The organism is Pantoea sp. ARC270, from assembly GCF_003236725.1.
Taxonomy (GTDB): domain Bacteria; phylum Pseudomonadota; class Gammaproteobacteria; order Enterobacterales; family Enterobacteriaceae; genus Pantoea; species Pantoea anthophila.
In genome coordinates this window covers 65,867-91,355 of the sequence record NZ_PUGA01000009.1, presented here as the reverse complement: position 1 = coordinate 91,355, position 25,489 = coordinate 65,867, and the positions used below count along the sequence as shown (strand labels likewise).

Here is a 25,489-nt window from a genome sequence, read left to right as displayed (position 1 = left end):
TCTCTTCAGGACGTTCAGCGGTAACCACATTCACGACCTGCGGGATCACATCGCCTGCACGGCGAATCACGACCCGGTCCCCGATGCGCAGTCCCAGCCGCGCGATTTCATCGGCGTTATGCAGCGTGGCGTTGCTGACAATCACGCCCGCTACCTGCACCGGCTCCAGGCGGGCGACAGGAGTGATTGCCCCGGTCCGGCCAACCTGAAACTCGACATCCCGCACCCAGGTCAGCTGCTCCTGCGCCGGGAATTTAAAGGCTATCGCCCAGCGCGGCGCACGCGCCACAAAGCCCAACTGTTCCTGCTGCGCCTGTGAATCGACTTTGATGACCACGCCATCGATATCAAATCCGAGACTGGGGCGCTGTTGCTCAACGTCGTGATAAAAAGCCAGCGCCTCTTCCGCATTATGCACCAGCTTAATGCGGTCACTGACCGGCAGCCCCCAGGCTTTGAACTGCTGCAGGCGTGCCATGTGACTGTGCGGCATCTCGCCGCCTTCCAGCAGGCCGAAACCGTAGCAGAAGAAGGTCAGCGGACGTTTTGCGGTGATGCGCGGATCAAGCTGACGCAGCGAACCTGCCGCTGCGTTGCGCGGGTTAGCAAAGACTTTGCCGTCCGTGCGGCGCGCTTCCTCATTCAGCTTTTCGAAGCCGCGCTGCGTCATAAAGACTTCGCCACGCACTTCCAGCCGCGCCGGAATGTTGTCACCTTTAAGACGCAGCGGAATAGCGCGAATGGTGCGCACGTTGGCGGTAATATTCTCGCCGGTGGTGCCGTCTCCCCGCGTGGCGGCCTGAACCAGCAGCCCGTTTTCATATATCAGGCTCACCGCTAAGCCATCGAGTTTAAGTTCACAGCAGTAGGTAATCTCTTCACTGCTTTTCAGCCGATCGCGCACCCGCTTGTTGAAAGCCATAAAGGTCGCTTCATCGAAGGCGTTATCCAGCGACAGCATCGGGACTTCATGGCGAACCTGTTCAAACACCGTCAGCGGCGCAGCGCCGACGCGCTGGGTTGGTGAGTCCGGCGTAATGAGATCGGGATGATCCGCTTCCAGCTGGCGCAGTTCACGCATCAGGCGATCATATTCGGCATCCGGCACTTCCGGTGCATCCATGACGTGATAGAGGTATTCGTGATGACGCAACGTAGTGCGCAGTTCGGTGATGTGATCCTGGACGGATTTCATAAAGCCCCATCAGATAAAAAACCCCCGACATGCGGGGGTTTGTTTTAACAGTTCAGATAGCGGTTTGCGCCGTGGTCAGACACCGACCACATCGCGAATACGCGCCTTGTAAGTTTCCAGCTTCTGCGGCGTCATCATGCGACGTTCATCATCCAGCACTACGCCGCCAACATCATCAGCGATGCGCTGTGCCGACTGCAGCATCAGCTTGAAGTTCTGATTCGCATCGCCATAGGAAGGCACCATCATAAAGATAGAGATACCCGGCGTGCTGAAATCTGTCATCAGGTCAGGGTTAAACGAGCCAGGCTTGACCATATTGGCCAGACTGAACAGGACCGGACCACTGCCTGCCGGACTGAGATGGCGATGGAAGATGTTCATCTCGCCAAACTGGAAGCCCGCCTGCAGAATCCCCTGGAGGAGCGCCTCACCATTGAGTTCGCCACCCGAGTGTGCGGCAACATGCAGAACCAGCACGGCTTCTTTCGGCTTCTCTGCCGGTGCGGCAGGTGCAGACGGCGGAACAGGAGTCGGTTCCGGCGCCTGAGTGGCTTCAGGCTGCGGCTCGGGTTCAGCCTGGTACTGCGGTGCGGGCTGCACCGATTCCAGCGGGTCCAGATCCAGCAGCGGATCGGCCTGCACAGGCGGCGCGACAAAGGCAGGCGCGGGCTGTTGCTGCTGACGAGCCGGTTCCGGACGCGGCTGAGGAGCAGGCTGCGGTGCGGGACTGAAAAGCGGGTCGCTTTCCGGTTCGGCTTGCGGAGCAGGTCGTGGCGCAGGCTGACGAACAGGCTCAGCAGGCGCGGGCTTACGCGGCGCAACCGGCTGGGATTCGCGAATATCATCGAAACGCGGTTCCTGATGGTTGCTGCGCTCAGCGCGAACACGAACCTCGCCGACGCCATCATCTTCGTCGTCGATCAGGTCCGGCTCATCATGTTCATCACGTTGTTTCAGACGTTTGTGCGGGCGATCGCGGAACACTGACGAACGCTCTTTACGGCTGGTCCACAGTCCGTGAAGAAGGAGCGCTATTATGGCGATCGCGCCAACAACGATTAATATCAGACGCAAATCCTGCATCATTGTATTCTCTGTTGTTCCAATACCTTGCCACCGCGGCAAACTTTATCCTCTAACTGTATTTGCCCTGCTACACAAGTGCAAGTCTGTGCACTATTTTCTAACAAATAAGATAGGCAACCCACGCTTTTTCGCTGTTTTTTTACCCAAACGGCACCTGGCCTGGGGAAAAAGCCAGGTTATAGTGGGCCCGCCCTATTACCTTCAGGAGAATTGCCTATATGGCCCTTGAGAAGTCCGTCTCAGATTTTAACGGCATACACTACTTCAGCCAGGGCTGGAAACTGATGCGTCTGCCTGGCATTCGTCGCTTTGTGGTCATGCCGCTGCTGATCAACATTCTGATGCTGGGTGGCGCATTCATCTGGCTTTTCTACCGTCTGGGTGACTGGATCCCGCGGCTGATGGCCTCGATTCCGGACTGGCTGCAGTGGCTCAGCTATCTGTTATGGCCACTGTCGGTGCTTGCGATTGTGCTGGTCTTTAGCTACTTCTTTTCCACCCTCGCTAACCTTATCGCCGCACCGTTTTGCGGTTTGCTGGCCGAGCAGCTTGAGGGACGCCTGACCGGTAAACCGCTGCCTGACAGCGGCTGGGCGGGTCTGATCAAAGATGTGCCGCGCATCATGAAGCGCGAGCTGCAAAAGCTGGGCTACTACCTGCCACGTGCGGTGGGACTGCTGCTGCTCTACTTTATCCCGGGTTTCGGCCAGACGGTTGCGCCCGTGCTGTGGTTCCTGTTCAGCGCCTGGATGCTCGCGATCCAGTATTGCGACTACCCATTCGATAATCACAAAGTGCCTTTTCAGCAGATGCGTAACGCCCTGCGTCGGCATAAAACCGCCAATATGCAGTTTGGTGCGCTTACCAGTCTGTTTACCATGATTCCGGTGCTGAACCTGGTCATCATGCCGGTGGCCGTCTGCGGGGCCACAGCGATGTGGGTCGATCGCTACCGGCAGCAACTGGCACGGCAGGAAGTGCGCTGAACATATCAGCGCGCCTTATGCTCTTTTTAACAAGGCTTATTGCCGGGTGACATATAGATATGCGATTTCTTTCCTTCCGCCCCCAGGCAGAACAGGTATGCTCATAGGGTTCCCAATAATTCATACAGTTAAGGACAGGCTATGAGTAAGATCTACGAAGACAACTCTTTGACAATTGGTCATACGCCATTGGTTCGACTGAACCGCATCGGTAACGGCCGCATCCTTGCGAAAGTTGAATCCCGTAACCCGAGCTTCAGCGTAAAATGCCGTATCGGTGCCAATATGATTTGGGACGCAGAGAAACGCGGTATTCTGAAACCGGGTATTGAACTGGTTGAACCGACCAGCGGCAATACCGGGATTGCCCTCGCCTATGTGGCCGCCGCGCGCGGTTATAAACTGACCCTGACCATGCCTGAGACGATGTCCGTTGAGCGTCGTAAGCTGCTGAAAGCGCTGGGCGCGAATCTGGTCCTGACTGAAGGTGCCAAAGGCATGAAAGGGGCAATCGGCAAAGCTGAAGAGATTGTTGCAAGCGACCCGGATAAATATGTCCTGCTGCAGCAGTTCAGCAACCCGGCAAACCCGGAGATCCATGAAAAGACCACCGGCCCGGAAATCTGGGAAGATACCGACGGCGAAGTGGATGTCTTTATTGCTGGTGTCGGCACCGGCGGTACGCTGACCGGCGTGAGCCGCTACATCAAGAACACCAAAGGCAAAAAAGATCTGATCACCGTCGCGGTGGAACCAACCGATTCGCCGGTCATTGCTCAGGCCCTGGCAGGAGCGGAGATCAAGCCTGGCCCTCACAAAATTCAGGGGATCGGCGCAGGCTTTATTCCGGGCAACCTAGAGCTGAATCTGGTTGATCGGGTTGTGGCTATCACGAATGAGGAAGCGATCAGCACCGCGCGTCTGCTGATGGAGCAGGAAGGCATTCTGGCCGGTATCTCCTCCGGTGCTGCGGTCGCCGCCGCACTAAAGTTGCAGGAAGAGGAAACCTTCGCCAACAAGAATATCGTGGTGATTCTCCCCTCCTCAGGTGAACGCTATCTGAGTACCGCTTTGTTCGCCGATCTCTTTACAGAAAAAGAGCTGCAGTAGTCAGGGCAGAAAGTCTGAAAATGCCGCAAAAAGCACCCGCCCGGGTGCTTTTTTGTGGCGCAGATCTCACTTTCACCACCCGGCAGATTGATTTCAGTGACGCCGCTCTGGTATTTAGACTGCCAATTATTTCGATGCCTGAAATTAATCCGCGTTTGAAGTGGATCAAGCTGAATCGATTTACGGATTCAGTGAAACGGCGAATCACGGCATAATTAACCGGTGACGTGTAGAATCGGTTTTACGACGCAACGGAATGTCGATTTGACGCATGCGCGTCCTGGGTCAGCATGAAGCTATACCCGCGCACCGACACAGGCTAAAGTGAAGGCTCCAGGCTAGACTTTAGATCCATAACACTCATTCTGATAACGTTGGGGAAATAGAATGTTCCAGCAAGAAGTTACCATTACTGCACCAAACGGTCTGCATACTCGCCCAGCAGCGCAATTCGTTAAAGAAGCCAAAGCTTTCCAGTCAGAAATCACTGTGACCTCTAACGGTAAATCTGCCAGCGCCAAGAGCCTGTTCAAGCTGCAGACACTGGGTTTAACGCAGGGAACCGTTGTGACCCTGTCAGCAGAAGGCGAAGACGAACAGAAAGCAGTTGAGCATCTGGTCAAACTGATGGCTGAACTGGAGTAATCTCCGCTCAGCTCTCCAGCCAATCGACTCCTCTGCGCCATTGAGTGCAAACATCTTGATCGCGGACAATCTGTCCGCGTTATTGCTTTCGTAGAGTACGTGTCCCGCGACAATGGCACCGCAAAGAGTCCCATCAGCCATCGTGATTAAAAGGTAGCGTTATGATTTCAGGCATTTTAGCATCACCAGGTATCGCTTTCGGCAAAGCACTGCTGCTGAAAGAAGACGAGATCGTCATCAACCGTAAGAAAATTTCTGATGACCAGGTTGAGCAGGAAGTTCAGCGCTTCCTCGATGGTCGCGGTAAAGCGGCACAGCAACTGGAAGCGATTCGCGTCAAAGCGGGTGAAACCCTCGGTGAAGAGAAAGCTGCGATCTTCGAAGGCCACATTATGTTGCTGGAAGATGAAGAGCTGGAGCAGGAAATCATCGACCTGATCAAAAAAGATCACGCCTCTGCCGATGCTGCTGTCGACTCGGTCATCGATGGTCAGGCGAAAGCGCTGGAAGAGTTAGATGATGAGTACCTGAAAGAGCGTGCGGCTGACGTGCGCGACATCGGTAAGCGTCTGCTGCAAAACATCCTCGGTCTGCATATCGTTGACCTGAGCGCCATTCCGGATGAATCCATTCTGGTAGCAAAAGATTTAACGCCGTCAGAAACCGCACAGCTGAACCTGAAAAAGGTGCTGGGCTTTATTACCGATCTGGGTGGCCGTACCTCCCATACCTCAATCATGGCGCGCTCGCTGGAGATCCCAGCCATTGTCGGCACCGGCAATGTCACCGTCACGGTTAAAAATGGCGACTTTCTGATTCTGGATGGTGTGAACAACGCGATTCACGTCAATCCTTCTGACGCCGTTCAGGAAGAGCTGAAAGCCGTACAGAACCAGTATCTGTCGGAAAAACACGAATTAGCCAAGCTGAAAGACCTGCCTGCGGTCACGCTGGATGGTCATCAGGTTGAAGTCTGTGCCAACATCGGCACCGTGCGCGACGTCGCCGGCGCAGAGCGCAATGGCGCAGAAGGCGTGGGTCTTTACCGCACCGAGTTCCTGTTCATGGACCGCGATGCGCTGCCGACCGAAGAAGAGCAGTTCCAGGCGTATAAAGCCGTTGCTGAAGCCATGGGTTCACAGGCCGTTATCGTCCGTACCATGGATATCGGTGGTGACAAAGATCTGCCTTACATGAACCTGCCGAAAGAGGAAAACCCTTTCCTCGGCTGGCGCGCTATCCGTATCGCCATGGACCGCAAAGAGATTCTGCATGCGCAGCTGCGTGCTATCCTGCGCGCCTCTTCCTTCGGCAAACTGCGCATTATGTTCCCGATGATCATTTCCGTTGAAGAAGTGCGTTCGCTGAAAGCGGAACTGGAACTGCTGAAAGCGCAGCTGCGTGAAGAAGGCAAAGCGTTCGACGAGTCCATCGAAGTCGGTATCATGGTGGAAACGCCGGCGTCAGCGGTGATTGCACGTCATCTGGCGAAAGAAGTCGACTTCTTCAGTATTGGGACAAACGACCTGACGCAGTATACTCTGGCGGTCGATCGTGGTAACGATTTGATTTCGCACCTGTACAATCCAATGACGCCGTCTGTGCTTAACTTAATTAAGCAAGTCATTGATGCATCTCACGCTGAAGGTAAATGGACCGGCATGTGTGGTGAGCTGGCAGGTGATGAACGTGCTACACTACTGTTACTGGGAATGGGGCTGGACGAGTTCAGCATGAGTGCCATTTCTATCCCTGGCATCAAGAAAATCATTCGTAATACTAATTTTGAAGATGCGAAGGCATTGGCAGAGCAGGCACTGGCTCAACCGACAGCGGAAGATTTAATGAACCTGGTGAACAAGTTCATTAAAGAAAAAACGCTCTGCTAATCTGCATGATGCTGGCCCCAAATTACTGCTTAGGAGAAGATCATGGGTTTGTTTTCTAAACTTTTTGGCGAAAAAACGGATAGCGCTGGGACAATCGATATCGTAGCGCCTCTGTCAGGCGAAATTGTGAATATTGAAGACGTACCAGATGTGGTGTTTGCAGAAAAAATCGTGGGCGACGGTATCGCGATCAAACCGACTGGCAACAAAATGGTTGCGCCGGTGGATGGCACTATCGGTAAGATTTTTGAAACCAACCATGCTTTTTCAATCGAATCGGACAACGGCATTGAGCTGTTCGTGCATTTCGGTATCGATACGGTTGAACTGAAAGGTGAAGGCTTCAAACGCATCGCTGAAGAAGGCCAGAAGGTCAAAAAAGGCGACGTCGTTATCGAGTTCGATCTGCCATTGCTGGAAGAGAAAGCGAAATCAACCCTGACTCCGGTTGTTATCTCCAACATGGATGAAATCAAGGAACTGATTAAGCTCTCTGGCCAGGTCACCGTCGGCGAAACGCCGGTGATTCGCATCAGAAAATAAGGCTTTGTTCCTGCTCTGACGGCACCTTCGGGTGCCGTTTTCGTTTCTGCTCTCTGCGCTTTTCAGGAGGGCCAGTGCGGCAGCCGCAGCGTCAGTTCCAGCCCTCCTTCCGGCCGGTTCCGTGCCTCGACTTCACCCTGATGCGCCAGCACCACTTTGCGGACGATCGCCAGCCCGAGGCCATAGCCCTTTCCCATCAGCGGTGAGTTGACCCGCACAAACGGGTCAAAGATGCTGGAGAGTTTCTCTTCATCGACACCCGGCCCCTGATCGCGCACCTGAATTTCCAGCCACTGCTGCGCGGTGCGCAGTTCAACCTCGATCCGCTGGCCTGGCAGGGAAAAGCGCAGCGCGTTGCGTAACACATTCTCGGTGGCGCGCCGTATCAGTTCGGCATTGCCACGCACGGTGTAGTCGGCCCGATCGTCCACCTGAAACGCCACCTGCACGCCGGGGAGCTGCGCTTCATAGCGGACATCGGTGATCACCGCCTCCAGCAGGCCGGTGAGGTCAAAGTACTGCTCATCCGGAATACTTTCATGCTCAGCCCGCGACAGCGTCAGCAGTTCACCGATCATCTTATCCAGCCGGCGCGCCTCTTCGTCGATACGATCGAGCGAACTGTGCACATTTTCTGGCGTCTGCCTGGCCAGCCCGGTCGCCAGCTGCAGGCGCGCAAGCGGTGAACGCAGCTCGTGTGAGATATCGTGCAGCAGCTCTTCGCGCGCGCGGACCAGGGTCTCCAGCCGCTCAGCCATGGTATCGAAGGCCCGGGCGACATCAGAAATCTCATCATGCCGTTTACGCATCACCGGAAAAAGCCGCACGCTTAAATCGCCCTCTGCGACCCGGGAGAACCCTTCGCGCAGCTGACGCATGGGTCGCGTCAGATTCCAGGCAAGCAGCAGGCTGAAGAGTAATCCTACCGAACCGGCGAAAACAAACATCGGTTCAGGGATATTGAGGAATTTGCGCGGCATGCTGTTCATCATGCTCTCTTTTCGCATGCCATCGATGTCATAGCGCAGCTGATACCCTTTTCCATCGGCGCCGCGCACCCAGCGTTTACTTTCGGCGGGCCGATGCGCCTCCCCATCCGGGTTAGCCTGTGCAGGAGACGGTTGCGCCTGTGGCAGGATGTGGAAAAACTGCCGGTCACGTTCGTCCCAGCCCGACAGCATCGCGTTCAGCGCCTCAGGCCCGTTCTGCGCCAGCACCGTCGCCGCCGAGGTGAGTTGCAGATCGGCCACGCGACGGACCGCCACCAGTTCAGGCGGCTCGTGTCGTCTACCGGAGAGCGAAAAGCCGAGCCAGATAAGCTGACTGATGATGACAAAGACGATCCAGAAGCCGATAAAGATCTTCCAGAACAGGCGTCCACGGTAGTGCCTCATCGAATGCGATAACCGATACTGCGAACGGTTTCGATCGTGATGCTGTCAGCGGTTAAGGCACTGAGCTTCTGACGGATGTTGCTGATATGCACATCGACGCTGCGATCATACGCCTCGCGCGGGCGACCAAGTCCCTTCTCCGACAGCTCATCTTTTGATACCACCCTGTCCGGGGCGCGCATCAGCAGTTCCAGCAGATTAAATTCCGAGGCGGTGAGATCGAAGGCTTTCTCCTGCCATTCACTGATACGGGTGGCGGGATTGAGGGTCAGCGCCCCCCAGCGCAGCGGCTCCTGGCTATCCGGCTGCGGAGCCTGCTCTTCGAAACGCCGCAGCACCGCCCGCAGACGCGCCACCAGCTCGCGCGGATAGCAGGGCTTAGGCATATAGTCATCGGCCCCCATCTCCAGACCGATTACGCGGTCAATGTTATCGCCTTTGGCGGTCAGCATAATCACTGGTATACGGCTGTTCTGACGCACCTGGCGCAGAACGTCAATGCCACTCATATCGGGCAGCATGATGTCCAGGATCATCGCGGTGAACTGGCCGGAGAGCGCGCCCTGAATCCCGGCGCTGCCGGTCAGCACCAGCTGAGCATCGAAGCCTTCCGCAATCAGGTACTGGCTTAACATCGTGCCCAGCTCTACATCATCATCTACAAGCAGAATTTTCATGGTCATTTCTCCGGAGAACGGGCGCTATTTTCACCTGTGCGGCCTATCGGCGCAGCCTGATTTACGTGATCCTTACAGATTCACACTCGCTGGCACAGTAAACCGGGCAAAAAAAAGGCCTGTGGGCAGCAGACGCTTCACAGGCCAGGTTTCGCATCCACAGCGGTTACGGGTGATAGAGACCGGTCGAGAGATAACGATCGCCGCGATCGCAGGCGATCGCCACCACCACGCTTCCCGGATTTGCCTCGGCGATGCGCAGTGCACCCGCCACCGCGCCGCCTGAACTGACGCCACAGAAGATGCCCTCACGGCGTGCCAGTGCCCGCATGGTCTCCTCCGCTTCCTTCTGCGTCATATCGATGACGTCATCCACCAGATTGGGACGGTAGATCCCCGGCAGATAGGCCAGCGGCCAGCGACGGATGCCCGGAATGCTGCTGCCCTCGCTGGGCTGTAAGCCAATGACCTGCACGCCGGTGTTGTGCTCTTTCAGGTAGCGTCCCACGCCGGTGATCGTGCCGGTGGTGCCCATACTGGAGACAAAATGGGTCATACGCTGATTCGACTGCTGCCACAGCTCCGGGCCGGTGGTCTGATAGTGGCCCAGCGGATTATCGGGATTGTTGAACTGATCCAGCACCCGGCCCTCGCCGCGTGCCGCCATCGCCTGCGCCAGATCGCGCGCCCCTTCCATTCCCTGCTCACGCGGCACCAGTATCAGCTCTGCGCCATAGGCACGCATCGCATCCTGCCGCTCCTGACTCATGTTGTCCGGCATCAGCAGGCGCATACGGTAGCCTTTCATCGCGGCGATCATCGCCAGCGCAATGCCGGTGTTGCCACTGGTGGCTTCGATCAGCTGATCGCCGGGCGTGATATCCCCGCGCAGCTCCGCCTGATTGATCATCGACCAGGCCGCACGATCCTTGACCGAACCCGCCGGATTGTTGCCTTCCAGCTTAAGCCAGACCTCACTGCCGTTAGCGGGTGTCAGGCGCTGTAACCTGACCAGCGGGGTATTGCCGATGGTATTTTCGAGAGTCGTCACGGTGCGGTTCCTGGCTTAATGCAAACAGAAGGCAAAAAAAAGGCGGGAGTCACACTCCCGCCCGGTGTTGATCAGAAAATATCAGGCGCTCTGGGCAAAGGCAACAGCGCGCAGCGGGGTATCACCCTTATAGAGACGCGCCTGCTGCAGGCCAACAAACAGGCGTTCGCCACGAATCGGGGCGGTCTGTTCACCTTCAAACACCAGCGAAAATGGCTCGCTCTGCCAGCCAGCGGGCTGCACCACCAGCTGCCAGAAGTGTCCACGCGGACTCACTTCCAGCACCTGCACCGGCAGCGGGGTTTCCAGGCTGCTGTGGCGGGACACGTCGATTTCCCACGGACGCAGGAACAGCTCAACCGGGCCCTGATGTGCCGAGGTATACCCCAGCGGCCAGTGATGCGCGCCGACATGGAACTGCGACCCGTGGATCTCACCATCAAAGCGATTCACTTCACCCAGGAACTCCAGCACAAAGCGGGTTGCCGGATCGCGCCACACGTCATCTGGCGTGCCGACCTGCTCGATATTCCCCTGGCTCATCACCACCACGCGGTCTGCCACTTCCATCGCCTCTTCCTGGTCGTGGGTCACAAACACGCTGGTAAATTTCAGCTCTTCATGCAGCTGACGCAGCCAGCGACGCAGCTCTTTACGCACCTGCGCATCGAGCGCGCCAAAAGGTTCATCCAGCAGCAGGATTTGCGGTTCTACCGCTAACGCACGCGCCAGCGCCACACGCTGTTTCTGCCCGCCCGACAGCTGAGCCGGGAAGCGGTTCGCCAGATGGGCCAGCTGCACCATCTCCAGCAGACGGGTAACACGCTGTTTGATCTCGGTCGCAGAAGGACGTTCCCGACGCGGCAGCACCGTCAGGCCAAAGGCGATGTTGTCGAACACCGTCATATGGCGGAACAGCGCATAGTGCTGGAAAACAAATCCAACCTGACGATCGCGCGCATGCAGACGGCTCACATCGTTGCCATGAAAACGGATCTGGCCGCTGTTCTGATGCTCCAGCCCGGCAATAATGCGCAGCAGCGTGGTTTTACCGGAGCCGGATGGGCCAAGCAGCGCCACCATTTCACCCGAGGCAATATCCAGAGAGATATCGTTCAGCACCGAGGTGCGACCAAAGGATTTGTTGATCTTGTTAATCTCAATGCTCATGATTTCCCTCCTGTTGCAGGTGCTTGTGCTGTTGCTCCAGACGCCACTGCACAATACTTTTCAGAAACAACGTTACAATGGCCATCAGGGTCAGCAGCGCGGCAGCGGTGAAGGCGCCGACCGTATTGTAATCCTGATGCAATAATTCAACCTGAAGTGGCAGCGTATAGGTCTCACCGCGAATCGACCCCGATACCACCGAGACCGCACCAAACTCACCAATCGCACGGGCGTTGGTCAGCACGATGCCATACAGCAGCGCCCAGCGAATGTTCGGCAATGTCACACGACGGAACATCTGCCAGCCTGAAGCGCCCAGCAGCACCGCCGCTTCATCTTCGTGACTGCCCTGGCTCAGCATCACCGGCACCAGTTCGCGCACCACAAACGGACAGGTCACAAACACGGTCGCCAGCACCATGCCCGGCCAGGCGAACATAACCTGGATGTTATGCGCATCCAGCCAGCCGCCCGCCGGACCGTTGACGCCCCAGAACAGCAGATACATCAGACCGGCCACCACCGGCGACACGGCAAACGGAATATCAAACAGGGTCAGCAGCAGCTGACGCCCCGGAAAGGTAAAGCGGGTCACCAGCCAGGCGAGCAGCGTGCCGAACACCAGGTTAACCGGAACGGTGATCAGCGCCACCATCACCGTCAGCCAGATGGCGTGCAGCATATCGGGGTCAGCCAGGTTGCTCAGGGAGACCAGCAGCCCCTGATTCAGCGCCTCCCAGAAGATGGAGACCATCGGCACCAGCAGCAGCAGAATCGAGAGCAGCGCGCCGATACCAATCAGCAGCCATTTTCCCCAGTTCACCGGCTGGCGATCCGCATGATTCAGTTGTGAGACCTCAGCCATTAGTGACCTCCCAGTCGACGGCCAAAGCGGCTCTGTAAGGTGTTAATCGCAAATAACAGGATAAGCGAGGCGGCCAGGATCACCGAGGCGATGGCGCTGGCGGCCGGATAGTCAAACTCCTGCAACCGGACAAAAATCATCAGCGAGGTCACTTCCGTTTTCCAGGCGATGTTACCGGCAATAAAGATCACCGCACCAAACTCCCCCAGGCTGCGGGTAAAGGAGAGCGCCGTGCCCGCCAGCAGCGCCGGGGCGACTTCCGGTAACACAACCCGACGGAAGCTCTGCCACGGTGTGGCACCCAGCGTTTCCGCGGCTTCTTCATACTCCGGGCCTAACTCCTCCAGCACCGGCTGTACCGTGCGCACCACAAACGGGATGCTGGTGAAGGCCATGGCGATGGCGATGCCGATCCAGGTGTAGGAGATTTTGATATCGAAATGGGCAAACCACTGTCCATACCAGCCGTTGACCGAAAAGAGTCCGGCCAGTGTCAGGCCCGCGACGGCGGTCGGCAGCGCAAACGGCAGATCCATCAGGCCATCCAGCAGCGTGCGGCCCGGGAAGCGGTAGCGGGTCAGGATCCACGCCATCAGCATGCCGAACACCGCATTAAACAGCGAGGCGACACCGGCGGAGAGCAGCGTAACCTTGTAGGCCGCAACCAGCTGCGGGTTGGTCACCACATCCCAGTACTGCTGAAGGGTCATCTGTGACAGCTGCATGATCACGGCGCTGATGGGCAGCAGCAGAATCAGACAGGTAAAAAGCAGGCTGGTGCCCAGGCTCAGTCCAAAGCCGGGCAACACGCGTTTATGACTTGCTGCAAACATTATCCACGCCCCGCCGCTAACAATTTATCCAGCTCACCGCCGCTGGCGAAATGCGTTTTCATCACGTTGTCCCAGCCGCCAAAGGCCTCTTCAACCCGGAACAGGCTGGTCTGCGGGAAGCGATCTTTCTGCTCTGCCATCAGCTGCGGATTGTTCACGCGATAGTAGTAGTGCGTAATAATCGTCTGCGCTTCCGGTGTGTAGAGGTAGTGGAGATAGGCGCTGGCCGCATCCGCGGTGTGGTTACCGGCAACGTTTTTATCTACCCACGCCACCGGGAACTCCGCCAGAATGTTGGTTTTCGGCACGATCACCTCATACTCATCTTTGCCGTACTGGTTGCGGATATTGTTTACTTCCGACTCAAAGCTAATCAGCACGTCGCCCAGACCACGCTCAGCGAAGGTCGTGGTCGCACCACGGCCCCCGGTATCGAAAACTTCAACGTTTTTCAGAAACTGCGTCATAAAGGCACGGGTTTTAGCCTGATCGTTACCGTCCGCTTTATCAGCAGCCCCCCAGGCGGCCAGATAGGTATAGCGACCATTGCCGGACGTTTTCGGGTTAGGGAAAATCAGCTTCACATCGTTACGGGTCAAATCTGACCAGTCATGAATTTGCTTTGGGTTTCCTTTGCGCACCAGAAACGCCATGGTGGAATAGAACGGTGAACTGTTATTCGGCAGACGGCTTTTCCAGTCTGCGGCAATCAGGTTGCCTTTATCATGCAGGACCTGCACATCCGTCACCTGGTTGTAAGTGACAACATCGGCGCGCAGTCCCTGCAGGATAGCCAGCGCCTGTTTAGATGAACCGGCATGAGACATTTTGATGGTCAGCGGGTCGGCAGGATGGCTGGCATCCCACTGTTTAACGAAAGGGGCATTCAGGGCAACAAACAGCTCCCGGGACACATCGTAAGAGCTGTTAAGAAGTTCAGTGGCATTGGCTGCGCCAGCAAGGCTCAGCGACAACGCGATACCGCTCACGACTTTTTTCATCGCTTGTAATGTCATTTGGCACCCTGAAAAAATTTGATGCGGATCTCACCCGCTGAAACATCAGTTTATTTATAACTCAGGGAAAACCAGTAACGGTTTTATATATCGTTTGATGATTTCAAAGTCGAAAAAAGCATAAGACAGCGGCAGAGTTTATGCAGAAATCAGCAAAAGCCGCAGAGAGGATAACCCCCGCTGAGCACCAGCCTGCGGGGGTGACCAGGCGCGTCAGCGCATGGCGTTTAGCAGGCAGTGTTAACGCTGCCAGACGATTTTGCTGAGTTTCCAGGTCTTCAGCGTGTCATCGGAAGGCATCAGCCCTTCCGGTCCATGCCAGTCGCCATGGTAGAGATAGGTGAGATGCTGACTGCCGGGGGCCCGGCATGCTACGTCTCGCGCATCCGTTCCGCTGGCCAGGGTGCAGTTGCTGAAGGCTTTGGTGAACTTATTGCTGAAAGCATCGCCCACTTTACTGCCGTCGCTGCTGGCAATCTGGCTGTCCATCACCTCAATGCGTTCAACCTGCAACTGCCCGTAAATCACCAGCTTCACCTTGTCGTCATCCAGCGCCTGCCAGAACGCAACCACCTGACCGTTTTCACCGCGCATGCCCTGACGCAGGGTGTAATCCCCATTCAGGCCGGCTTTGATCGCCTCCTCTTTCATGGCCGTCGAGGCGGTCAGTCCGCCTACGCCCTGCTCCGTCGCGGTGAGCGATGAACCGAACCAGTTCCACGGCAGCGCCGAGGACCAGTGATACGTCAGCGGATTCCACCAGCTGGCCTGCTGGCTGCTGTCAGTGCCGGAACCCGAACTGGCACAGCCGCTCAGTGCAACGGCGGCGATCAGTAGCGTGGAACGAACAGCTTTCATGAAAACTCCTGTAAATACGATGCCGGAAGGCGGAACTGATTGGAGTCGCAAAGCGCCAAAAAGTTTATTTAAGATGATGTTCAGGCAGAAAGCAGTCGCGGCAGCGACGGTCAGTCTGCAGCCAGATGAGTGCCAGCAGGTCAAACAGCGTCAGCAACAGGGGCAGCGGCGAACTGAGCAGATACCCCTGCACAAACTGCAGCCCCTGCCAGATAAGATTCACTAAAAATGACAGCGACAGCACGCTGCGCCAGTGCTGCCAGAGTCGCGGCAGCCGCAGCCGGTAACCGGTCAGCAGCAGACCTGCCAGCGCCGGTAATCCCAGGGCAAGACCGATCCAGAACGCCTGGCGATCCGGATAGAAGAGCGCCAGCAGATCGTTACCCTGCTGCCGTGACGCCCCGGCCATCACCAGCAGTAGCCAGGTGCGCGCCTGCAGTAACAGGATCAGCCAAAAAAGAAACGGCAGCCGCAGCTGCCCTCTGGCGTCATAGTGGTCCGGCTGATAGTCAGGGGACGGTTTAGTATTCACGATCTTCGATCAGACGTTTGCCAAACAGCAGCGCATCGACCGGCTCATAATCGAGCTTCTCGTAAAAGGCCACCACCTGGTCGTTCTCTTCGCGGATCATCAGATGCAGCTTCGGACAGCCGCGAGCGATGAGCTTCTTCTCCAGACGATTCATCAGCGCATTCGCAAAACCGCGTCCCTGATAGTCAGGATGCACCGCCAGATAATAGGCCGCACCGCGATGACCATCGTAGCCCCCCATCAGAGTGCCGACGACCACGCCGCCGACTTCAGCGACCAGAAAGAGATCGGGGTCGTGATGCATTTTGCGTTCGATATCCAGCTCCGGATCGTTCCATGGCCGTAACAAATCGCAACGTTCCCATAAGGTGATCACTTCTTCAAAATCTTCCTGGCGGAAGGCGCGGATTTCCATCTTCTTCACCTGCAATTAAGCACAATTTGCTGATTATCACGCATTCTCTGCCGCACGCAACCCTCGGCTGAACGGCGGCAAATAAAAAAGCGCAAATTTTCTGTTCGCGGCCTGCAATACAAAGTAATGCCCTGAAATGGTTATGTGATCGCAGACAACAGAGCCTTAGGCTATAACACCGGCAGGATTTCTGTTACCGGACCCGCACATGCACCTGCTTAAACGTTTGATTCATCGTCGTCAGTTACTCCTTTCCGGTCTGGCTCTGGCCGTTTTATCGCCGCGCGCGGTTCAGGCCAGAGAGCCTTCAGCGCTTACAGGAACAGGCCGCCATGCACGCCCTGCTCCGCCAGCCAGTAACGGAAAGCGCATTGTGATGATTGATCCCGGCCACGGGGGCATCGACTCCGGCGCGGTCGGCGAGGAGGGTTCAGAAGAGAAGCACATCGTGCTGGAGATTGCCGGTAACGTGAAACGGCAACTGCAGAGCCATCCGCGCATCGAAGTGCGTCTGACCCGCGACAGCGACCATTTTATTCCGCTCTACCAGCGGGTGGAGATTGCTCATCAGCATGGCGCGCATCTGTTCATGTCGATCCATGCCGACGGCTTTACCAGCCCCGATGCCAGCGGCGCCTCGGTATTTGCGCTCTCCAATCGCGGTGCCAGTAGTTCAATGGCGCGTTATCTCTCTCAGCGTGAGAACGATGCGGACAAACTGGGCGGCGTGAAGGCGCTGCAGCAGGATCACTATCTGCAGCAGATCCTGTTCGATCTGGTTCAGACCGACACCATCAAAAACAGCCTGACGCTGGGCAAACATGTGCTGGATCAGATTCGCCCGGTTCATCATCTGCATAGCCAGCACACGGAACAGGCTGCTTTCGCGGTCCTGAAGTCGCCCTCCATCCCTTCGGTGCTGGTTGAAACCTCCTTTATTACTAATCCGCACGAAGAGCAGTTGCTCGGCACCACGGCGTTTCGTCAGAAAATTGCCGCCGCCATTGCCAGCGGTATCGTCAACTATTTTGATGAGTTTGATCGCCGTAATGCCTGATGCGGAAAGTTCCTGTATCGCGCCGCACTCATGCAAGCAGCCCGATTTTGCGTATAATCGCCCTAAATTAAAACCGACGATAAGCGAAAAGATGGCTGATATTTCCCGCGTAAAAGCATTCCTGCTCGCTCTGCAGGATGAGATTTGTAACCAGCTGGCGGCTGAAGATGGCGGCGCAGCGTTCGCAGAAGATAGCTGGCAGCGTCCTGGCGGCGGCGGCGGTCAGAGCCGCGTGCTGCGAAACGGTGCGGTGTTTGAACAGGCGGGCGTAAACTTTTCGCACGTGCATGGCGATAAGATGCCGGCCTCGGCTACGGCGCACCGTCCGGAACTGGCGGGCCGCAGCTTTGAAGCGATGGGTGTGTCGCTGGTCATCCACCCGAACAATCCCTATGTGCCCACCAGCCACGCCAACGTGCGCTTTTTTATCGCGGAGAAACCCGGTGCCGATCCGGTGTGGTGGTTTGGCGGCGGGTTTGATCTCACGCCGTTCTACGGCTTCGAAGAAGATGCACTGCACTGGCATCAGACTGCCGCCGACCTCTGTCAGCCTTTTGGCGACGACGTTTATCCGCGATATAAAAAGTGGTGCGACGACTATTTCTATCTGAAACACCGCGATGAGCAGCGCGGCATTGGCGGCCTGTTTTTTGACGATCTTAACACGCCCGATTTTGAGCAGAGCTTCAGCTTTATGCAGGCGGTGGGACGCGGCTTTATTGATGCCTACCGGCCGATTGTGGCACGCCGCAAAGATCATCCGTGGGGCGATCGTGAGCGCCAGTTCCAGCTCTACCGCCGCGGGCGTTATGTGGAGTTCAATCTGGTGTGGGACCGTGGCACCCTGTTTGGCCTGCAGACCGGCGGCCGCACGGAATCGATCCTGATGTCGATGCCGCCGTTGGTGCGCTGGGAATATGATTATCAGCCTGAACCAGACTCGCCTGAAGCGGCCCTCTATCGCGATTTCCTGCCGGTGAAGAACTGGCTCAATCTGCCGTCATAATCCCCCGGACCGCAACGTGGCTGCCTGCCTGCGTTGCGGTTCATTACGCTGTCTCAACCGCCTGAAACCGTTCATCTTCCTGCCGCTCCCACCCGACCTGATAACCGATAAAAAGGGTTCAGTTCCGTTTGTTTCTCATTCATTAGTGCCCTGAATTTCATTGATACACTAGGCCATATTCAGGATAAGGACACCAATGATGGCTTCATTCACAGACCCCGATAAAAACCTTGAAACACGGAGTTTTGCGGAAATAGCGGAACGGCTTAACATCGAAATATACAGTGGTTTCAAACCCGACCTTTCTCCCTGGCTGGGCAGAAATATTATCTTCGACGACATCATCGCAAAGAGAGCGGCGACTGAAGGTCACTACGAAGATCAATGCTCCGGGAAATATTACTTTGATATTTTTAACACCATTAAGTCGGCACTGGGTGAAGTCAGCAGAATCGTTGAAGTGGGCGTCTTTATGGGAGGCAGCACCTCTGTTCTGGCTGGCTGTGCACACTATCTGGGTATTGAACTCGATTTGATTGACATCAGTCCGGACCATTTACAGTTCGCCAGAGAGCGCGCAAGAAGAGCCTATCCGGAAACCGTCGAAAGTCGGGTCAGGATGTACCATGGCACCCTTCCGGAGTATGTCAGGGATGTGCTGATGAAAGAAGAAGGCGGAAACGTCATCATTCATCATGATGGCGCGCACGATTTCGAGCAGGTGATCCGTGACCTCGGCAGCCTCTTTTATATCAAAGATAAACTGCACAGCTTACTGATTCAGGATACCCATCTGCGTGGCGTTCCTGAATATTTTAATTTTGTCGATGCCGCCGTCTATTCTATTTTCGGTCGGGATGTCACTTATGCGCCGCTGGGTACCGTCTATAACGACGGGCCGGTTTGTGAACCGAACCGCTGGCAGGGCAACTATTTTATGCCGGGTGAACCCGAAGGGATGTATATCCCGCTGACGCATAATAAATTTTACTACCCGCACCCCAAAATAACGCTGGCGCAATTTTTTGAGAGGCAATAGCGCACCACGTGATTCGGGCCGCCTGTACTCTCATCGCGGCCTGTTTTTAAAACGCCTCTCCCGGGGAGGCTCAGACATCCCCCCCTGTTTAGCATTCAGCCTGCCCCGCCACGTTTCACTGTGGCAGCGCTTTTCCCGTCCCCGCGTTTTTACTTTCCGACTCACCGCACCGTTTTCTGCTCCCGGCGTATGACGAGAGTGAGTGTCCTAACGCCGCTTTGATGCGGAGAGGGCACGGATTGCTACAGTGTTGCCTGCGTCATTTTTCCCGACTGCTATGCTTAAGAGTGGAATATGGCGCACCCCTCGGGTTACACCGCATGACGGCTCCTTCGCACCGCCTCGCAGCGCAACAATCAGAGAAACCGCATTTTCATCAGAAAGTGTCTGTTGCAATGTTATGGGTTCGCGTTCCCGCTAGCAGCACATGCCACAGACCGGCTGCGAGGCCTGAGGTGATCCCTGTTCGCTTTCATTTTTCTTTTCAAGGAGTTTAGAGATGAACCAGCTAGAAGCCCTAAAACAGTTCACCACCGTGGTGGCGGACAGTGGCGATATCGAATCGATTCGTCATTACCACCCGGAAGACGCCACCACCAACCCTTCACTCATTCTGAAAGCATCCGGTCTCGAAGGGTACAAACACCTGATGGATGACGCGATCGAGTACGCTAAAAAACAGGGCGGCAGCAAAGAGACCCAGATCATCAACGCCAGTGACAAAGTGGCAATCAATCTCGGTATGGAAATCCTGAAAAGCATACCGGGCCGTGTTTCGACCGAAGTGGATGCGCGCCTCTCCTTCGATCGTGGCATGTGTGTGACCAAAGCAGAAAAACTGATTCGGATGTACGAAGAGCAGGGTATCGACCGCTCGCGCGTACTGATAAAGCTGGCTTCAACCTGGGAAGGTATCCGCGCTGCGGAAGAGCTGGAGAAGAATGGTATCCACTGCAACCTGACCCTGCTCTTCTCCTTCGCGCAGGCGCGTGCCTGCGCGGAAGCGGGCGTGTTCCTGATCTCGCCGTTCGTGGGTCGCATCTACGACTGGTATAACTCACGCAAGCCGATGGAACCATACGTGGCGGATGAAGATCCGGGCGTGAAATCCGTGCGTCGCATCTACGACTACTACAAAAAGCACCGCTACAGCACCATCATCATGGGTGCCAGCTTCCGTAAAGTGGAGCAAATTGTGGCGCTGGCGGGCTGCGATCGCCTGACGCTCTCCCCTAACCTGCTGGAAGAGCTGCAGAACAGCGACGCACCGCTGGAGCGCAAGCTGGAGCCGTCTACCGAAGGCTTCCATCAGCCATCACCGCTCTCTGAGGCGGAGTTCCGCTGGGAGCATAATCAGGATCCGATGGCGGTTGAGAAACTGTCTGATGGTATCCGCCAGTTCGCTGTTGACCAGCAGAAGCTGGAAGATGTACTGGCCGCACGTCTGTAGTCCTCATTTTAGTCGGGCGGGACTTTCCCGCCCTGATGCATAACAAGGGAGAACTTTATGTCCTCACGCAGAGAGTTGGCAAACGCGATTCGTGCACTGAGCATGGATGCGGTTCAGAAGGCAAATTCCGGCCACCCCGGTGCGCCCATGGGAATGGCCGATATCGCCGAAGTGTTGTGGCGCGACTTCCTTCAGCACAATCCGACCAATCCCGCCTGGCTTGATCGCGACCGCTTTATCCTCTCCAACGGCCACGGCTCAATGCTGCTCTACAGCCTGCTGCACCTGAGTGGTTACGACCTGCCGATTGAAGAGCTGAAAAACTTCCGTCAGCTGCACTCCAAAACGCCGGGCCACCCGGAAATCGGCTACACGCCTGGCGTGGAAACGACCACCGGCCCGCTGGGTCAGGGTCTGGCGAACGCCGTTGGTCTGGCGATTGCAGAGCGCACGCTGGCCGCGCAGTTTAACCGTCCGGATCATGAGATTGTTGACCACCATACCTATGTCTTTATGGGCGATGGCTGTCTGATGGAAGGGATTTCGCACGAAGTCTGCTCCCTGGCGGGCACCCTGGGTCTCGGCAAACTGATCGGCTTCTATGACCATAACGGTATCTCGATCGATGGTGAAACCGAAGGCTGGTTTACCGACGACACCCATAAGCGCTTCGAGTCTTACAACTGGCACGTCATCGGCGACATCGACGGCCATGACGCGGACGCCATTCGTGAGGCGATCAAAGAGGCGCAGAGCGTTACCGATAAGCCTTCGCTGATTATCTGCCGCACCATTATCGGTTTCGGTTCCCCGAACAAAGCCGGTAAAGAGGAGTCGCACGGCGCAGCGCTGGGTGAGGAAGAAGTCGCCCTGACCCGCAAGCAACTCGGCTGGAACTATCCGGCGTTTGAGATCCCGGCTGAAATCTACCAGCAGTGGGACGCCAAAGCCGCCGGTGCGGAACGGGAAAAAGCCTGGGATGCAAAATTTGCGGCCTATAAAGAGGCACATCCTGAGCTGGCGAAAGAGTATGAACGCCGTATGAATGGCGAGATGCCGTCAACGTGGGAAAGCGAAGCCACCCGTTTCATTCAGGAGCTGCAGGCTAACCCGCAGAAAATTGCCAGCCGCAAAGCCTCACAAAACTCGCTGGAAGCCTACGGCAAATTACTGCCGGAGTTCCTCGGCGGTTCTGCAGACCTGGCGCCCAGTAACCTGACAATCTGGTCTGGCTCCAAATCGATCAAAGAAGATCCGGCCGGTAACTACATTCACTACGGCGTGCGTGAGTTCGGGATGACGGCGATTGGTAACGGTATCGCGCACCATGGCGGTTTCGTCCCCTACACGGCCACCTTCCTGATGTTTGTCGAATATGCGCGTAACGCAGCGCGCATGGCGGCGCTGATGAAGGCGCGACAGATTCTGGTCTACACCCATGACTCCATCGGTCTGGGCGAAGATGGCCCGACCCACCAGCCGGTAGAGCAGATCGCCAGCCTGCGTCTGACGCCCAACATGAGCGTATGGCGTCCGTGCGACCAGGTGGAAACGGCTGTGGCGTGGAAAGCGGCTATCGAACGCCATCATGGCCCGACTGCGCTGATCCTCTCCCGTCAGAATCTGCTGCAGCCGGAACGTACCCCGGAGCAGATCGAGAACATCAAACGCGGCGGCTATGTGCTGAAAGATTGCGACGGCACCCCCGAAGTGATCCTGATTGCCACCGGTTCAGAAATTGAGATCACCCTGGGTGCAGCCGATAAGCTCACTTCAGGCGGTCACAAGGTGCGGGTGGTTTCACTGCCTTCAACTGACCTGTTTGATGCGCAGGATGCTGCCTACCGCGAATCCGTTCTGCCTGTCGGCGTGAAGGCGCGCGTGGCGGTGGAAGCCGGAATCGCCGACTACTGGTTCAAGTATGTGGGTCTGGAAGGCGCGATTGTCGGTATGACCACCTTTGGTGAATCAGCGCCAGCCGGCAAGCTGTTCCCGGAGTTTGGCTTCACGGTAGAGAATATCGTCAGTCACGCTGAAGCATTACTCAAGCCGGTGTAATGCTTTTGCCCTTCCCGGCACACCGGGAAGGGCCATTTCATCACATAGCCCGAAACAGAAAAAAATCTCCTCTCCCCTCTTCACGCCCCGCACAAACTGATTACTATAGAGCCGTCATAGTTAATGCTGCCTGCGCCCTGGCTGCCCGCCTGTTCCTGCTGCTGTTCTGCCGGAATAACGCGATGTGCTGCCCGCGTCTGTCCGATGCATGAAGGCAGATCTCCTCCGATCTCTATAGCGAAGCCATTTCCGTTGAACATGCGCACACCCTATTTACTGGCCCTGATGGTTTCACTGCTTCCATTAAAAAGCATGGCGCAGGTCGCGCCCGATCCGCTGCTCGCCTCTCAGATTGTTGACCGCTATGCGGAGCATATCTTTTATGGCAGTGGTGCAACCGGTATGGCACTGGTCGCGATTGATGGCAATCAGCGGGTCTTCGCCAGCTTTGGTGAAACCCGGCCAGGCAACAATGTGCGCCCGCAAAAAGATTCGCTGATTCGTATCGCCTCGCTGAGTAAGCTGATGACCAGTGAAGTGATGGTCAAGCTGGCGGAGCGCGGACAGATTCGCCTCGACGATCCGCTGAGTAAATATGCGCCGCCGGGCACCCGCGTGCCTGCTTATAACGGACAGCCCATTCGTCTGATCAACCTCTCCACCCACACCAGCGGACTGCCGCGTGAACAGCCTGGCGGCAAGGCGCAGCGGCCGGTGTTTGTCTGGCCGACGCGCAGTGAACGCTGGACGTGGCTGTCACGGGCGAACCTCAAAGCCGCACCGGGCAGCAGTGCCGCCTACTCCAACCTGGGTTACGATCTGCTGGGCGATGCGCTGTCGCGCGCGGCGGGCACGCCCTACCCGGCCCTGTTTCAGCAGTTGATCACCCGACCGCTGGGTATGAAAGACACCACCTTTACGCCTTCGCCGGAGCAGTGTGGTCGCCTGATGGTGGCTGAAAAAGGGGCCAGCCCCTGCAACAACACCCTGGCGGCGATTGGCAGCGGCGGCGTTTACTCCACGCCGGATGATATGGGCCGCTGGATGCAGCAGTTCCTTAACTCGTCGGTTAACCATCGCACCCCGCAGATCGATCGGCTGCAAACGCTGATCTATCGCCGCGATCAGCTGACCCGCGTGGAAGGCATGGATGTGCCAGGGAAAGCGGATGCGCTGGGGATGGGCTGGGTCTACATGGGACCAAAGAATGGTCGTCCCGGGATTATTCAGAAAACCGGCGGTGGCGGGGGTTTCATTACCTATATGGCGATGGTGCCGCAGCATAACGTGGGCGTGTTTGTCGTGGTGACGCGCTCGCCGCTGACCCGCTTCACGCCAATGAGCGACGGCGTAAACAACATGCTGGCTGAGCTGGTCGGCAACCAGACCGGCTCTCCGATGATGGTGCAGGTCATCCGCTAACGCTGCTGGACGCCACCGTCTGACTGGCTGACCCACAGGGTTGGCCAGTCATCACTGCTGTGCCAGGCATCGCAGGTCGACTCCTCCGCATATTCCGCCAGCACAAAGCGGGTGCCATCAAACTGCCAGCGTGTGGCACTGCCGCAGTCACCGAGCCCCCGCCCCTTGCCAAACGTATAAAGCTGGCCGCTGGCCGCATTATACTCAGCGTTAATCAGCTCAAGCTGGCGGTCACTCGCTCTCGGCGGAGTAAAGGGCAGCGTCAGCGTGATGCCCCGGGCCACGTAGGGCGTGCTGCGCGTCACTTCAAACGCCAGATCGATGACGTTGTATGCCCCCATTTCACAACTGACCAGCAACAGCGCATGCTGATCGGTGAGAGGCGCAACGCTGACCTCACGCCGCAGCGGGTCGAGTGAGCAGGAGTCGGTATTGATGCGCCAGGTGCCGTAATCGATTAATCCGCTGGTCTCTTCGCGCGTCAGGGGCGCAGGCGGCCTCACGGCGGGAGGCAGCTGTGGCAATGCTGGCGGCGGCGGAACCTCCCAGCTGGCGCGGTCGCCACGTTTAATCCACGCGCTCATGCTGTTCACCCGCCCCTGCCTGTCATCCATCAGCAGCAGTGCAGCTTTCATACCGCGCAGGGAGATCGCGGCACTGGCATCGTAGGTGAGTTGCAGGGTTTTGGCTTCCATCACCAGATCAAGAAATTCATCAATGGCGATAGCATTGCTGGTGGCGAGATGGTGCGGTTCTGCCGTCCAGTGTTTGAGGTCCGGTTTAAGACGCCGCTGGTCGAGCAGCAGATTATCCTGCAGCGGGCCGCCAGGCAGCGCGCCGGTATAGGCACTGCCGTAGTCGATGCGGAGTAAGGGGCGATCGTTAACGCCCGCATGGCGCGAAATCGTCATCACCAGCCCTTTATCGCCGGGGATGTTGCGGGCCACGCAGAAGGCTTCGTTGTTGCAGGTGATTTGCCAGTCGTTGAATGACTTTTGCAACGGTTCCGCCTGAACACAGGTCACCCACAGAGACGTCGACAGCCACAGCGATTTCATCCAGTACGACATTAAGAAAATCGATCCCCAAAAACCCAGAGTGGAGAGGATAGCGCATCAATGGGCCAGACAGGGTTCGCATTCTGTGAACCCGTGCAAAAAGCGCAGTTAACTGCTTAAAAAGCGTGCAT

The 25,489-nt window shown here is 56.7% G+C and carries 25 protein-coding genes; 11 read left to right on the top strand and 14 right to left on the bottom strand.

Annotated elements, in window-relative coordinates:
* Positions 1–1,195: NAD-dependent DNA ligase LigA (ligA, locus tag CKF42_RS06500; protein ID WP_146239923.1), on the bottom strand; the 1,195-nt coding region annotated here is incomplete at its 3' end.
* 75 nt (positions 1,196–1,270) lie between these two features.
* The gene (gene zipA / locus CKF42_RS06495) at positions 1,271–2,284 is read right to left on the bottom strand and encodes a cell division protein ZipA (RefSeq protein ID WP_046102334.1); all 1,014 of its coding nucleotides are present in this window, start codon (positions 2,282–2,284) and stop codon (positions 1,271–1,273) included.
* Positions 2,285–2,502: 218 nt separating this feature from the next.
* Between zipA and cysZ the strand changes: the two genes are divergently transcribed.
* From cysZ to crr, 5 genes are all read left to right on the top strand, one after another.
* On the top strand, positions 2,503–3,270 hold the full coding sequence (gene cysZ / locus CKF42_RS06490; protein WP_111207813.1) for a sulfate transporter CysZ: 768 nt from the start codon (positions 2,503–2,505) through the stop codon (positions 3,268–3,270).
* A 141-nt stretch (positions 3,271–3,411) separates the two neighbouring features.
* Positions 3,412–4,380, top strand: coding sequence for a cysteine synthase A (gene cysK / locus CKF42_RS06485; protein ID WP_009088849.1), 969 nt, complete (start codon positions 3,412–3,414; stop codon positions 4,378–4,380).
* Positions 4,381–4,767: 387 nt separating this feature from the next.
* Positions 4,768–5,025, top strand: coding sequence for a phosphocarrier protein Hpr (gene ptsH / locus CKF42_RS06475; protein WP_003848868.1), 258 nt, complete (start codon positions 4,768–4,770; stop codon positions 5,023–5,025).
* 161 nt (positions 5,026–5,186) lie between these two features.
* Positions 5,187–6,914: a phosphoenolpyruvate-protein phosphotransferase PtsI gene (ptsI, locus tag CKF42_RS06470; RefSeq protein ID WP_009088845.1), complete on the top strand. Its 1,728-nt coding sequence runs from the start codon at positions 5,187–5,189 to the stop codon at positions 6,912–6,914.
* Between the two features lie 42 nt (positions 6,915–6,956).
* Positions 6,957–7,457, top strand: coding sequence for a PTS glucose transporter subunit IIA (gene crr, locus CKF42_RS06465; RefSeq protein WP_009088842.1), 501 nt, complete (start codon positions 6,957–6,959; stop codon positions 7,455–7,457).
* 62 nt (positions 7,458–7,519) lie between these two features.
* On the opposite strand, the gene CKF42_RS06460 is transcribed toward crr, so the two are convergent.
* The 10 genes from CKF42_RS06460 to CKF42_RS06415 form a co-directional block, all read right to left on the bottom strand.
* Positions 7,520–8,851, bottom strand: coding sequence for an ATP-binding protein (locus CKF42_RS06460; protein ID WP_046102337.1), 1,332 nt, complete (start codon positions 8,849–8,851; stop codon positions 7,520–7,522).
* Positions 8,848–9,528: a response regulator transcription factor gene (locus CKF42_RS06455; protein WP_009088840.1), complete on the bottom strand. Its 681-nt coding sequence runs from the start codon at positions 9,526–9,528 to the stop codon at positions 8,848–8,850. The genes CKF42_RS06460 and CKF42_RS06455 overlap by 4 nt, the downstream gene beginning before the upstream one ends.
* Positions 9,529–9,694: 166 nt before the next feature.
* On the bottom strand, positions 9,695–10,579 hold the full coding sequence (cysM, locus tag CKF42_RS06450) for a cysteine synthase CysM (protein ID WP_046102338.1): 885 nt from the start codon (positions 10,577–10,579) through the stop codon (positions 9,695–9,697).
* Between the two features lie 81 nt (positions 10,580–10,660).
* A complete protein-coding gene (gene cysA, locus CKF42_RS06445) occupies positions 10,661–11,749 on the bottom strand; it encodes a sulfate/thiosulfate ABC transporter ATP-binding protein CysA (RefSeq protein WP_111207811.1) in 1,089 nt (362 codons plus the stop codon).
* Positions 11,739–12,614 carry a sulfate/thiosulfate ABC transporter permease CysW gene (gene cysW / locus CKF42_RS06440; RefSeq protein ID WP_046102340.1) on the bottom strand — a complete coding sequence of 292 codons (876 nt, stop codon included), beginning with the start codon at positions 12,612–12,614 and terminating at the stop codon, positions 11,739–11,741. Before cysW ends, cysA begins: the two co-directional genes overlap by 11 nt.
* Positions 12,614–13,447, bottom strand: a complete 834-nt coding sequence (gene cysT / locus CKF42_RS06435; RefSeq protein WP_009088836.1) for a sulfate/thiosulfate ABC transporter permease CysT — start codon at positions 13,445–13,447, stop codon at positions 12,614–12,616. Before cysT ends, cysW begins: the two co-directional genes overlap by 1 nt.
* Entirely contained in the window at positions 13,447–14,463 is a 1,017-nt protein-coding gene (locus CKF42_RS06430; protein WP_111207810.1) for a sulfate ABC transporter substrate-binding protein, read from the bottom strand. The genes cysT and CKF42_RS06430 overlap by 1 nt, the downstream gene beginning before the upstream one ends.
* Positions 14,464–14,703: 240 nt before the next feature.
* Entirely contained in the window at positions 14,704–15,321 is a 618-nt protein-coding gene (locus CKF42_RS06425; protein WP_111207809.1) for an RpoE-regulated lipoprotein, read from the bottom strand.
* A gap of 64 nt (positions 15,322–15,385) precedes the next feature.
* Positions 15,386–15,853 (bottom strand): DUF2919 domain-containing protein, encoded by a 468-nt coding sequence (locus CKF42_RS06420; protein WP_111207808.1) that lies wholly within the window; start codon positions 15,851–15,853, stop codon positions 15,386–15,388.
* Positions 15,843–16,268: a GNAT family acetyltransferase gene (locus tag CKF42_RS06415; protein WP_046102342.1), complete on the bottom strand. Its 426-nt coding sequence runs from the start codon at positions 16,266–16,268 to the stop codon at positions 15,843–15,845. The genes CKF42_RS06420 and CKF42_RS06415 overlap by 11 nt, the downstream gene beginning before the upstream one ends.
* 208 nt (positions 16,269–16,476) lie before the next feature.
* On the opposite strand from CKF42_RS06415, the gene amiA reads away from it, so the two are divergent.
* From amiA to tkt, 5 genes are all read left to right on the top strand, one after another.
* Positions 16,477–17,325 carry an N-acetylmuramoyl-L-alanine amidase AmiA gene (gene amiA / locus CKF42_RS06410; protein WP_111207807.1) on the top strand — a complete coding sequence of 283 codons (849 nt, stop codon included), beginning with the start codon at positions 16,477–16,479 and terminating at the stop codon, positions 17,323–17,325.
* Positions 17,326–17,416: 91 nt separating this feature from the next.
* Entirely contained in the window at positions 17,417–18,331 is a 915-nt protein-coding gene (hemF, locus tag CKF42_RS06405) for an oxygen-dependent coproporphyrinogen oxidase (protein WP_009088828.1), read from the top strand.
* A 196-nt stretch (positions 18,332–18,527) separates the two neighbouring features.
* Positions 18,528–19,370, top strand: coding sequence for a class I SAM-dependent methyltransferase (locus CKF42_RS06400; RefSeq protein WP_111207806.1), 843 nt, complete (start codon positions 18,528–18,530; stop codon positions 19,368–19,370).
* Between the two features lie 499 nt (positions 19,371–19,869).
* Positions 19,870–20,820, top strand: coding sequence for a transaldolase (gene tal, locus CKF42_RS06395; RefSeq protein ID WP_009088826.1), 951 nt, complete (start codon positions 19,870–19,872; stop codon positions 20,818–20,820).
* Positions 20,821–20,877: 57 nt separating this feature from the next.
* Positions 20,878–22,878, top strand: coding sequence for a transketolase (gene tkt, locus CKF42_RS06390; RefSeq protein WP_009088825.1), 2,001 nt, complete (start codon positions 20,878–20,880; stop codon positions 22,876–22,878).
* A gap of 80 nt (positions 22,879–22,958) precedes the next feature.
* On the opposite strand, the gene CKF42_RS21050 is transcribed toward tkt, so the two are convergent.
* The gene (locus tag CKF42_RS21050) at positions 22,959–23,138 is read right to left on the bottom strand and encodes a hypothetical protein (RefSeq protein ID WP_146239922.1); all 180 of its coding nucleotides are present in this window, start codon (positions 23,136–23,138) and stop codon (positions 22,959–22,961) included.
* Between CKF42_RS21050 and ampH the strand changes: the two genes are divergently transcribed.
* The gene (gene ampH, locus CKF42_RS06385; RefSeq protein WP_046102347.1) at positions 23,137–24,300 is read left to right on the top strand and encodes a D-alanyl-D-alanine-carboxypeptidase/endopeptidase AmpH; all 1,164 of its coding nucleotides are present in this window, start codon (positions 23,137–23,139) and stop codon (positions 24,298–24,300) included. The two genes, CKF42_RS21050 and ampH, sit on opposite strands and share 2 nt — an antisense overlap.
* On the opposite strand, the gene CKF42_RS06380 is transcribed toward ampH, so the two are convergent.
* Entirely contained in the window at positions 24,297–25,370 is a 1,074-nt protein-coding gene (locus CKF42_RS06380; RefSeq protein ID WP_111207804.1) for a DUF1176 domain-containing protein, read from the bottom strand. The genes ampH and CKF42_RS06380 overlap by 4 nt on opposite strands.
* Positions 25,371–25,489: the final 119 nt, after the last annotated feature.